Source organism: Brachybacterium tyrofermentans, from assembly GCF_014897585.1.
Lineage (GTDB): Bacteria > Actinomycetota > Actinomycetes > Actinomycetales > Dermabacteraceae > Brachybacterium > Brachybacterium tyrofermentans.
Window position 1 is genome coordinate 43641 of sequence record NZ_JABUXW010000027.1, and the last position, 11101, is coordinate 54741.

General features: G+C 68.8%; 10 protein-coding genes. 5 read left to right on the forward strand and 5 right to left on the reverse strand.

The genetic code is table 11. The annotated features are described in order from the left end of the window. Positions 1–168: 168 nt before the first annotated feature. Together INT49_RS17055 and INT49_RS17060 are read right to left on the reverse strand one after the other, a co-directional pair. Positions 169–1941, reverse strand: a complete 1773-nt coding sequence (locus tag INT49_RS17055; RefSeq protein WP_193118946.1) for an ABC transporter ATP-binding protein — start codon at positions 1939–1941, stop codon at positions 169–171. 14 nt (positions 1942–1955) lie between these two features. Beyond that, entirely contained in the window at positions 1956–3668 is a 1713-nt protein-coding gene (locus tag INT49_RS17060; RefSeq protein ID WP_193118947.1) for an ABC transporter ATP-binding protein/permease, read from the reverse strand. Positions 3669–3725: 57 nt separating this feature from the next. Between INT49_RS17060 and INT49_RS17065 the strand changes: the two genes are divergently transcribed. From INT49_RS17065 to INT49_RS17085, 5 genes are all read left to right on the forward strand, one after another. Continuing rightward, on the forward strand, positions 3726–4811 hold the full coding sequence (locus INT49_RS17065; protein WP_193118954.1) for a FecCD family ABC transporter permease: 1086 nt from the start codon (positions 3726–3728) through the stop codon (positions 4809–4811). A 40-nt stretch (positions 4812–4851) separates the two neighbouring features. After that, positions 4852–5856 (forward strand): ABC transporter substrate-binding protein, encoded by a 1005-nt coding sequence (locus INT49_RS17070; protein WP_193118948.1) that lies wholly within the window; start codon positions 4852–4854, stop codon positions 5854–5856. After that, positions 5856–6701: an ABC transporter ATP-binding protein gene (locus INT49_RS17075; protein ID WP_193118949.1), complete on the forward strand. Its 846-nt coding sequence runs from the start codon at positions 5856–5858 to the stop codon at positions 6699–6701. Before INT49_RS17070 ends, INT49_RS17075 begins: the two co-directional genes overlap by 1 nt. 839 nt (positions 6702–7540) lie before the next feature. Continuing rightward, positions 7541–8299, forward strand: coding sequence for a helix-turn-helix transcriptional regulator (locus INT49_RS17080; RefSeq protein WP_193118950.1), 759 nt, complete (start codon positions 7541–7543; stop codon positions 8297–8299). Then, positions 8280–8924: a class I SAM-dependent methyltransferase gene (locus tag INT49_RS17085; protein ID WP_319021682.1), complete on the forward strand. Its 645-nt coding sequence runs from the start codon at positions 8280–8282 to the stop codon at positions 8922–8924. The genes INT49_RS17080 and INT49_RS17085 overlap by 20 nt, the downstream gene beginning before the upstream one ends. A gap of 67 nt (positions 8925–8991) precedes the next feature. Here INT49_RS17085 and INT49_RS17090 read toward each other — a convergent pair whose 3' ends face one another. From INT49_RS17090 to INT49_RS17100, 3 genes are read right to left on the reverse strand one after another with little or no spacing between them, the layout of a single operon-like run. Further along, on the reverse strand, positions 8992–10539 hold the full coding sequence (locus tag INT49_RS17090) for a hypothetical protein (protein WP_193118951.1): 1548 nt from the start codon (positions 10537–10539) through the stop codon (positions 8992–8994). Continuing rightward, positions 10536–10883: a helix-turn-helix domain-containing protein gene (locus tag INT49_RS17095; protein WP_141871456.1), complete on the reverse strand. Its 348-nt coding sequence runs from the start codon at positions 10881–10883 to the stop codon at positions 10536–10538. The genes INT49_RS17090 and INT49_RS17095 overlap by 4 nt, the downstream gene beginning before the upstream one ends. Then, on the reverse strand, positions 10880–11014 hold the full coding sequence (locus INT49_RS17100) for a hypothetical protein (RefSeq protein ID WP_404801956.1): 135 nt from the start codon (positions 11012–11014) through the stop codon (positions 10880–10882). Before INT49_RS17100 ends, INT49_RS17095 begins: the two co-directional genes overlap by 4 nt. Positions 11015–11101 lie beyond the last annotated feature (87 nt).

Here is an 11101-nt window from a genome sequence, read left to right on the forward strand (position 1 = left end):
TCAAGGGGGTGGGTGCCCCGGGACGGGAGGTCCCGGGGCACCCGGTGGTCGGTCAGGACCAGGCGAAAGCCGTGGACACGTGTCCGTGGTTGTTCGCGTTGGGCGCGAGGATCTGGTCGTCCGAACGCTCCGTCGCGACCTCCGTGATGTTGAGCTCGGTCATTGGGGCTACCTCCTTTCCGTCTCTCGAGGTGACCCGGCGTGTTCCGCCGGGGGATCGTGGGGGCCGTCCCCGCCGGCCAGCAGCGCCCGGTAGGCGGGCAGCCGGTCGAGCAGGTCCTCATGGGCCCCGTCGCCGATGATGCGGCCCTGGCCGAGGACGATCACGCGCTTTGCGCGGCGGATCGTGGAGACGCGGTGGGCGATGACGATCGTGGTCCTCCCGGCCCGCAGCCGGGCGACGGCGTCGGCGAGGTCCATCTCGAGGACCGCGTCCAACTGCGCCGAGGCTTCGTCCAGGATCAGGACCGCGGGGTCGCGCAGCAGTACCTGGGCGATGGACAGGCGCTGCCGCTGCCCGCCCGACATCGTCGTGCCTCGGTCCCCGACTGGTTCGTCCAGGCCCTTCGCCCAGTCTGTGACGGTGTCGGCCAGGCCCGCGTCGGACAGGGCCTGCCACATGTCGGCCTCGTCGGCTTCGGGGGAGGCCAGGGCGAGGTTGCTGCGGACGGTCCCGCGGAACACGAACGGGTGCTGCGAGACCAGGGCGACTTCCCGGCGCACCGAGACGGGGTCGGCCTCGGCGATGGGGATGCCGTCGAGCAGGATCCGGCCGCTGCCCGGCTCCCAGAGCCGGGTGAGGAGCCGCGCGATGGTGGTCTTGCCCGAGCCGCTCGCTCCGACGAGGGCGACGGTCTCTCCTGCGTTCACGGTCAGGTCGAGGCCGCTCAGGACCGGCTCGGCCCCGTCGTAGGCGAAGTGGACGTCGTCGAACCTCACCGATCCGGCACCGCCTGAGGGCAGAGTCTCCGAGGAGGCGGCGTCGGTGTCGGGCTCGTCGATGAAGGCCCGAACCCTGCGGGCTGCCGAGGACATCTCGCCGAGGCGCTGGACCATGGCGAAGGCGCCGGCGGCGGGGAGCACCGCGGCGGAGACGAGCACCATGGCCGCTGGGACGAGCACAGGGTCCACGCTGCCCGAGGCCGCCTGGGCCATCAGTGCGGCGAGGAATCCGAGGCTGGTGGCTGCGACGACGACGTCCGCCAGCGCCGATTCCACGGAGGCGCGCAGCGCGAACCGGCGCTTGGCATCCTGCACGCCGGCGGTGCGCGCGAGGACGTCCTCGCGGTGGCGGACCGTCAGCCCCAGTGTTGCCAGCTCTCGGCGCGCCTCCGCGCCCTCGAAGGCGACCGCGTGGAGATCTCCGAGCCGCTCGCGGATCGCGGTGCCCTGCCGAACCTGGAGCCCGGCGAACAGCCAGGGGATGGTCAGCAGCAGTGCGACCCCGGCCGGGACGATCAGGCCGATCGGGCCGACCAGGACCACCAGCGCCACCGAGACCAGCATGGGGGAGAGGACCGCATTGATGCCCGCGCCCAGCGTGTGTGCGTAGAACCACTCGAGGACCTCGACGTCGGTCATGGCGGTTCCTGCGACCTCACCGGCGCGTCGCCGGCCCGAGCGGGCCGGTACGATCCGCTCGACAGCGTCGTAGACCTTCATCCGCAGCGCGTTGATCACCCGGTAGGCCAGGACATGGCTGAGCCACGACTCGATCCACGTGAACACGGCAACAGCGACCACCGCTGTGACCAGGGCGATCAACAGCGCATTCACGAGGCCAGTGGGCCTGTCGTCGATGACGGCGGTCGCGATCGCGGTGCTGATTCCGGCCACGACCGCGGTGGCGAGCTGGAACGCCGTCATGGACGCGGTCGAGCAGGCGAAGAGTCCGCGCTCCTCGCGGATCTCGCCCAGCAGCCGCAGCACCGGTCGGAGCATGGATCCGGCCCCGCTCACTGGGCCACCCCCTGCGACTGGGCTGCGTGCAGGCGGGCGAAGACGCCGCCCGCGAGGACCAGGTCGTCATAGGTGCCGTGCTCGACGATCCGGCCGTCATCGACCACGAGAATGTCGTCGGCCTCTCGGATGGCGGAGAGCCGGTGCGCGATGACGATCACGGTGAGGCCGCCCTCGGCCACCGAGCGCCGCAGGCTCTCGAGCAGGTCGTGCTCACGGCGTACGTCCAGCGCCGAGGAGGCCTCGTCGAGGATGAGGACGGGCGAACCGCGCAGCAGGGCGCGCGCGATCGCGACCCGTTGGCGCTGACCGCCGGAGAGCAGTCCCCCGCCGTCCCCGACGGGAGCGTCCAGGCCCCCGCGGGCGGGATCGGCGAGCTCGCCGGCCTCTGCCAGGGCGAGCGCCTCGCGCAGCTGCACGTCGTCGGCGTCGGGGGCGATCACGGCGAGGTTCTCCCGTAGCGTGCCGGAGAAGATCACGGGGTCCTGGGAGACGAGGCTCACGGGCGGGCGGCCCTGGCCGTCGACGACCGCCACCCGCCCCTCGTCGGGGGTCAGGAGGCCCAGGATCACGTTCGCCACCGTGGACTTGCCAGATCCGGAGCCGCCCACGATCGCGGTCACCGTCGCCCGGGGGATCCGCAGGGTCAGCCCGTCAAGAGCTGTCTCGTCCGCCCCGGGGTAGCGCACGCGCACGTTGTGGATCTCGACCGCGGTGCCGGCGGGCACGTCGTCGCTCACCGGACTGATCGCGGATCCCAGCACTGGGGTGTTGAAGTAGGCCAGCAGGCGCGTGCCGGCGGTGACTCCCAGGTAGCCGGCGTGCCAGTGGTTGGACAGATCTCGGAAGGGTCGGAAGACCTCGAAGCCGATGAGCGCGACGGCGAAGAGCGCCGCGGGCTCCAGCGCGCCGGAGCCGACCCGGGCCACGGCGACGCCCAGGGCAAGAGCGGGGCCGGCGACCAGCAGGAAGCCGGTCAGTCCCGACTCGACCAGGGAGAGCCGCAGTTGGCTCAGCGTCGAGCGCAACAGCGAGTCTCCCGATCGGCCCAGCTCCGCACGTCGCCGCTGCTCGGCGCCCAGCAGCTTCAGCGTCTCCATGCCGCGCATGGAGTCCACGACGTCGGCGTGGAGCTGGGAGTAGGCGCTCCAGTGCTCGTCCCCGCGGCCGCGAAGAACCCGGTCCCACAGCCGCGGCACCAGCGGCACCACGACCGCGGTGCCGGCGGCGACCGCCCCGACGACCGGGTCAATGGAGAAGAGCAGGCTCACCGTGACGACCGCGGTGATGATCGTGACGATCACCTGCGGGAGGTACCGGGTCACGTAGGGCTCGAGATTCTCGATCCCGTCGACGAGGAGCGCGTGCCGCTCGCCCAGTCGCACGTCCTGGCCCCCGAACGGCCCCAGTGCCTCGTCCTTCTCTAGGAACTTCTCTCGCATCACCCGCTTCATCCGGCTGGCGACGCCGTGGGCGACGAGCTCGCGGCCCGCAGTCGCTGCAGGGCGCAGCAGGAGTGCCGCGGCGAGCACCGCGAACGGCCCCACCAAAACCGACAGGGACAGGCCGTCGACAATCCCGGAGAACAGCAAGGCGGTCGCCAGCGCCTGCGCGATCGCCAGCGCGCTCAGCGCCAGGCCCACAAGTGTCGCCAGCAGCATGCCCGCCCAGACGGGGCGCAGCAGCCGGAGCAATTGGAGATGGATCACGCTTGAATGCTAACGTAAACGATAATCGTTCTCAATTAGGGAGTTTGGCCTGTGAAGATGCTCGTTCCGCCGGGGCAGGCCGCACGCGTCGACGCATCGCCGACAGAAGGCTCCCGGGCGCTGCGCCGCGGCCGGGGAGCGCTCGTCGGCGCTCTCGCCGTGCTGCTGCTCGTCGTGTCGGTGGTCGCGGTCGGGCTCGGACCAGTCGCCGTCGCGCCCGACGTCGCCCTCGCTGTCGTCGCCCAGAAGGCGGGCCTGCCAGTGACGCCGTGGTGGAGCTCGTCGGAGGAGTCGATCGTGTGGCTCATCCGCGTACCCCGGGTCATCATCGGCGCGTTCGTCGGTGCTGCGTTGGCGACGGCGGGCGTCGCCATCCAAGCGCTGGTGCGCAACCCGCTGGCCGACCCCTATCTGCTCGGCATCTCCTCGGGAGCCTCGACCGGCGCGGCCGCGAGCATCCTGTTCGGCATCGGCGGCGGGCTCGGTGCCGCCGCCCTGACCGGCAGCGCGTTCATCGGCGCGGTCCTGGCCATCGCCCTGGTGCTGTCCATCGCGCGCATCGGCGGACGACTGATCACCTCGAGACTGGTGTTCGCCGGCATCGCGGTCGGCTTCGCGCTCACGGCCCTGACGAACTTCCTGGTCTTCGCCAGCGAATCCCGGGACGGCACACGTGCCGTGATGTTCTGGATGCTCGGATCCCTCGCCCAGTCCCGATGGGCATCCGTGCCGATCCTCGCCCTCGCCGTAGTGCTCTCCCTCGTCCTGTTCATGTTCTGGTCCCGGCGATTCGATGCCCTCGCCATCGGCGACGACACCGCTCTGGCGCTGGGGACCGACCCCACCCGATTCCGGGCGCTCGCAGCGCTCGCCGTCAGCCTCACCGTCGCCGTCGCCGTAGCCGTGTCCGGGCTCATCGGGTTCGTCGGCCTCGTCGTCCCGCACCTGGCCCGCCGACTCGTCGGAGGCCGCCACCGCATCGCGTATCCCACCGCGGCGTTGCTCGGCGCGCTGCTGCTGGTGTCGGCCGACGCCCTGGCCCGCATCGCCTTCGCGCCCAGGGAGCTGCCGCTGGGGATCCTCACCGCGCTCATCGGCACCCCGATGCTCATCGTCCTCATCCGGCGTTCACTCACTCGCTGACGCCACGCTTCACCAACACACCAGGAAGAAAGGCCACATCGTGCCCCGTTCACGCATCTCTCGACACTCAGGCATCGGACTCATCGCCGTCGGCACAGCACTGGCTCTGGCGGCCTGCGCCGGCGGTCCAGCCGCCGAGACCGAGGACCCCGACACCGGCGCGTCATACCCCATGACCGTGCCGAACTGCGACGAAGAGCTCACAATCTCCGAGGAGCCTCAGTCAGTGCTGAGCATCGGCACCTCCGCCGTCGAGCTGCTCGATGCCGCGGGCGCGTCCGACCGGATCACCGCCCGGGCCGGAGAGTTCGGCAGCGAACTACCAGAGGGGCTGCGCCACACTCCGGACGATGCGCCGATCATCGATCCCGCCGACCCCGCCATCGAGACGATCGTCGGCGCCGAGGCCGACATCATCGTCGGCTACGGACTGCTCGGCGCATCCCCCGAGGACGTCGCCGCCGCAGGGATCCCGAACGTCATCATCGACGGGGAGTGCGGGCACGGCACCGCGCTATCCGGGAAGACCGACTTCGAGGCGATCTTCGCCGACGTCGAACGCCTGGCGGGCATCTTCGGAACCGAGGACGTCGCCGACGAGAATCTGGCCCAGATGCGGCAGGAGCTCGAGACCCTGACCGCGACCGCCGGCAACGGCGGTCAGACGCAGACCGGGGCCGTCGTGTACTACTTCTCCGAGTCCGCCGCCATGTCCGCTCGCGGCGGACTGGGCATCGCCGACGACGTGCTCGCCCGGGCCGGCCTCGACAACGTCTACGGCGACGAGGACTCCGTCTACGTCGAGGGAGCGAACATCGAGACGCTCCTTGACGCTGACCCGCACAGCATCGTGCTCGCCTACGGGCTTTGGGGGGAGACCTTCGAGGAGGCGAAGCAGAGGCTGCTGGCCGACCCCGGCGCGGCCAACCTCACGGCCGTGCAGAATGATCGGATCATCGGGGTCCTCGCCAGTGACCTCGCGCCCGACCCCGGTGCGCTCCGGGGGCTGCGCACCATCCTCGAAGCCACTGGTGCGCTGACCTGATGATCACCGCGCGCGAGATCACCGTCCGGTACGGCTCCACGCTCGCCCTCGACGCCACCGACCTGGCCGTGCCGTCGGGTCGCACGGTCGGCCTTATCGGCCCCAACGGGTCGGGGAAATCCACCATGCTGCGGGCCATCCTCCAGGCGGTCCGGACAGAGAGCGGCACTGTGCTCATCGACGACGATCCCATCGAGGCGCTCAGCCCCGTGCAGCGTGCCCAGCGCCTCGCCGTGGTCGCGCAGGAGGAGCCCAGCGGTCTTCCGCTGACAGCATGGGACTCCGTCCTCCTGGGACGCTCCCCGCACATCTCCGGTTGGTCCAGCTACCGGCAGGAGGACGAGCGGGCAGCTGAAGACGCGATGGGGCGGGCGGGCGTGCTCCATCTCGCTTCGCGCTCCATCGACGAGCTTTCCGGTGGTGAACGGCAGCGCGTCCTCATCGCCCGGGCGCTCGCGCAGGGGGCGCATCATCTCCTGCTCGACGAGCCCACCAACCATCTCGACGTGCGCTACCAGCACGACATCCTCTCTCTCGTGCAGGACCTGCCCCTGACCACCGTCGTCGTGCTACACGACCTCAATCTCGCCGCCCGCTACTGCGACGAGCTCGTCCTCCTCCACGAAGGGGCCGCCGTCGCCCGGGGCACGCCGACGCAGGTGCTCACTTCCGAGGTGCTCACCCCCGTGTACGGGATCGACGTCCGGCGACTCGACATTGACGGGGTTCCGCAGTTGGTCTTCAGTCCTCGTCGTCGACGTCCGCTGGCCGAGCCGATCCTTCACGATGACGACGTGCATTCCAGCATGGAGGTAGCGCCCGCGACGTCAGGCGTGATCCAGTGAACTCGCACCGTGCAGCGATTCCGGGCGCGGCTCGCGAGTCGTCTCCCCAAAGAGGTCGAATCGTCCGGGCGAGGCAGCCGGAACAGATCAGCCCGTCGGGCCAGCGGCGGATCCAGACCAGCATGGCGCCCGAGCTGTTCGTGCCGATCCCGGACCCGGCGGTCGCAGCGTGTCACGTCGCTGCTGGAATCGGCTGCGGTCGCTGGCCGGGGCGGACGATCAGCGCTCGTCGAGAATGCGTAGTTCCTCCAACGAGTCGGGAAGATCACCGGCGCGGGCCTCTCGCCAGCGAGGGTTCCGAGCTGCCACTGCCGACAGTGAGTGAGGTGAGGTTTTCCATCTCGCCGAGGGCTCCCGGCAGACGCTCGAGCCAGTCATCGTGCGGAGCCCAGAGCTGCACTTTTCTGACCTGGGCCAAGCGCTCGGGGAGAATCGATTCGTCGAATACCACCGTCTCCCGCTTTACTCCACCAAGGCAACTGGGCATCCACAGAGCACCATCGGGCAGACCTCGTTCCAGAGGTTTAGACGATGCGAGGGCCAAGAGCGGTGAAGTCGTATGGGCTTGCGACAGCACCCACCGGCGCAGGTCTTGTTGCCAACCACGCGAAAGCCAGCGTTGACCAATGGAAACAGGCACGGAAGGCTCCGCCCAGACAGGGAGACGACCCTTGCCGTGTGACGTCGGTGCTCCTCTTGCGGTTGGCTCCGGCCTGGAAGGAGCACGGACACCTCCACCGCAGACCTCACCGTCCGAGCGCGTCCGCGCCCATACTGGGCCTGTCAGTGCGCTTCGTGCGCAAGCTGTGAGCACGGTCGGCCCCACCCGCTCCGCGCGGATGAAGCTCGTCTATGTCTCAGGGGGTCGCACAAAGATCACGTACGACGCAGGTGCCCTGCCGATGGGCGAGGGGGAGATCGCGTTCCTGCCCGCGGATCGGACATATGTGGGATCACCATCTGCTGTCGTTGAAACGATCGCCGTCTACATCGACCCGCAATTCGCTCTCGACCAACTCCGATGGCTCCCAAGCACAGCACCGTTCCTCGAAGAACTGTTCTCTGCCACCGAACCGCGGCCGCTCACCGTCACGCCCCATCGTCGCTCGCAACTTCACCGTCGACTACACGAGCTCACGCAGGTCCAAACGATCTCGCCAAACTCTGAGCTACAGCAGATGGCCGGCCTGGCACGTGTGTTCGGTCTCATCCACCCCGACGGCGAGGTACCCGTCTTCCTGCCCGATCTGCAACACCCAGAGATCGAAGAGGCGATCAGGCTTCTCGAAAGCGACCTCGAATGCTCGTGGACGGTGCGAGCCCTCGCGGACAGGGTGGCTTTGTCCCCGTCCCAACTCACCCGCCTGTTCGCCAGGCACACGGGCATGTCGCCAGCCCGGTACCTCCGCGAGGCCCGTGCGCGCCGGATGCATCAACTTCTCATCAGAGGTGTCGTGAATGTCAGCGAAGCCGCGCGCCTCGTTGGCTGGAGTGATCTGAGCCACGCGTCCCGCGCCTATCGGGCGGTGTTCGGACAAGCACCGTCCACCGCGAAGTCGCAGCAGGTTGCAGATAGCGGTGTCCTGGAAGATTGGTGATGTGGGCGACTACTGGAATCACAACACCGCGTACCACGAGTGGATTCTCCGCACAGCGCAACGCGACGACGTGCGCGACGTGCTGGACGTCGGGTGTGGCGACGGGCTCCTACTGCAGCGCCTTGCACCGCACGTCACCACAGCCATCGGCATCGAACCGGACGCGGAGACCATTGCACGCGCACGCACCCGACTGCACGACGCCGAGAACGTATCGCTCCAGCGCACCAACTTTGCCGCCTTCGATCCCGGTGCCGCACGGTTCGACCTGATCCTCTTTGTTGCGACACTCCACCACATGGATCTCCAGTCCACGCTCGAGAAGGCCGCTGCGCTGCTCCGTCCCGGAGGGCACCTGATGGTCGTCGGGGTCGCGGCGAACCGCACCCTGATCGACTGGATCCTCTCGGCAGCCGCCCTTCCGCTCGTGAGGATCGGATCGCTCCTGCACCGCGAGACGGACGACATCGGAGTCCCCACCACGGAACCGCGCGAGAACCTCGCATCGATCCGGCAGATAAGTGCCGAGGTCTTGCTCGGGCGCAAGATCCGTCGTGGCCTCTACTACCGATACCTGCTCACCTGGGACAAGCCGATCGAAACCACAGGCTCCGCGCCCCGATAGCGGCGCTTCGAAGAGCCCCTCCAGGGGCTCAACTGGCGCCCTGACGTGAACCTGAATGACGAGTTCCTCACTCGTTGAGGCGGGGCAGGCGTCGGGCTGGCTTGCCGAGCGGCGCGTAGTGCTGCCAGGTGGTGCCGTATTCGGTGGCGATTCTCTCGCTGCCGGTGGGGCTGTAGCCGAGCATTCCGGCGACGATGATGGGCGGGGCTTGGCGGAGTAGCTCGCGGATCGCGCGGCTTCGGTTGCTGAGGTTCGGGATGCCGTGGTTGTGGAGCCTGTCTCTGATCGACGTGGTGTGCAGTGGCCGCCCGGACGCGCGTCCGGGGAACAGCCAGGGACTCGTCTTGTTGGTCGCGGTGGTCTGGTTCCGGCGGGCGGCGACGTGTTTGCGGATGATGTCGTCGAATGGTGCGGGGATCGGTATCGGTGGATCGCCGAGTCGGACCAGGAGATTCCCCTCGTCGTCGATGCCGATGTCGTCGATGGTGAGCTGCTGGATGCGTGTAAGGGGTTGAGCGTAGAGCAGGACGAACAGGGCGAGTACTCGGTCGGTGAGTTCCATGCCGTCGCCGTCGTGAACCTGGCGGATGAGCTCGATGCGACGCTGCTGGGTCATGAGTGCGACGGGCCGTTTGATGGGAGGTGGTAGTTCGAGCTTCGGGATGCGCCGGGTGTTCATCGTCCAGCGCAGGAATGGGCGAAGGGTGTCGCGCAGTCGCGGAGTGCCCTCGGCGAAGAGGCGGTCGAGATCTGTTTGGGTGGCCTCGGCCAGGGCCCGTCCTTGCTCGGCGAGGCCAGCGACGAACGTAGCGGCGGTGCGGAGTTGATGCCGGGCGATCTGCGGGGCGGCGTATCCGAGCTCGCCGCGCGCGTCGATGCGTGCTCGGAAGACGCGTAGGTAGTGCCAGGTGATGAATAGCCGGAACATCTTGCGCTGCTCAGGGTCCGCGAGTTCGTTGAGCCAGCTGCGCGACCATTGTTCGAAGTAGAAGAGGGACTTGTCGATCGGCGGGAGGATGCCGGCGGTGACCATGAGATCGCGGATGTAGACGGTGGACCGGCGGTGCGGGAGGCTGTGGATGCCCTCGTGCGTGAGCGGGACCTCGTCGCGGGCGATCGCGCGCAGCACGCTTCGCGGCTCGGGGCGGCTGAGCCAGAGGATGCCAGACCGGGGACGCTTCATGCTGATGATCAGCGCCGCCAGGGGCACGAGCTCGATCCGGACCCTGCCGGTGCCGTCGTCCAGGATCTCGTCGACGCGGTCCTGCAACACGCACCAGCCGCAGATGCCGGCGTGCTCGCGCCATCCTTCGCGGCCGCAGCGAGTGCAGGTAAAGTCGCCCAACCCACCCGCGCAGTCGGTGCACCGGTGCTGCCCCTCTGGGCCGATGCCGGGCAAGAGGCGGTCGATGCCGCAGCCGTCGCAGATCCCGTAGGTCTCCATCGCGGTCGCGAAGCAGCCGGAGCAGATCAACCCGTCCGGCCATCGGCGAATCCAGACTAGGACGACCTCGCCTGCCCCTTCGACCCGCTCGTATCGGTCCCGGACGAGGCGGTCGCAGCGGGCGCAACGGGAGGCTTCGCCCGCGGTGTGATCCGCGGCGGTTGCGGTCACTCGCCGGGGCGGACGATCCGGGCGCGGACGGGGCGCAGGTCGCCGATGCCGGTCGGCTTCGCGGGCCGGTCGCCAGCGGCGATCTTGCGGACGCCGACGCCCGTCGCGTCGGTGGGGATTAGCTCGGCTGGGGTGACATCGAAGATGTCGCAGAGCGCGGCGAGCACCGGAAGCGACAATCGCTCGGGGGTCGTGGTCACGAGCCGGTGGACCTGTGAGGCTGAGAGCACGATGCCGCGCTCGGCGAGCAGCGGGACGAGCTCGGTGGTGGCGTAGAGCTTGTGGGCGGCCATCACCTCTCGCAGCCGCCACTCGTAGGACACCTTCCGTCGTTGTCTGGTCATCGTGCTTCCTCCTGTTGCGGGCCGACCGCGTCGGCGATGATCTGGTCCAGTGCGCGTCGCAGCGTGCGGGTGCGGAAGTCTGAGGAGACCCCGGTGTAGATCGACGTGGTCGAGGCATGTTCGTGCCCCACTTGATCCTGCACGAACCTCGGATCCCAGCCGTGGAGGTGTCAAGTTTTCTGTGTAAGGGGCCGGTCGAACAGCCTCTCTGCCGGGTG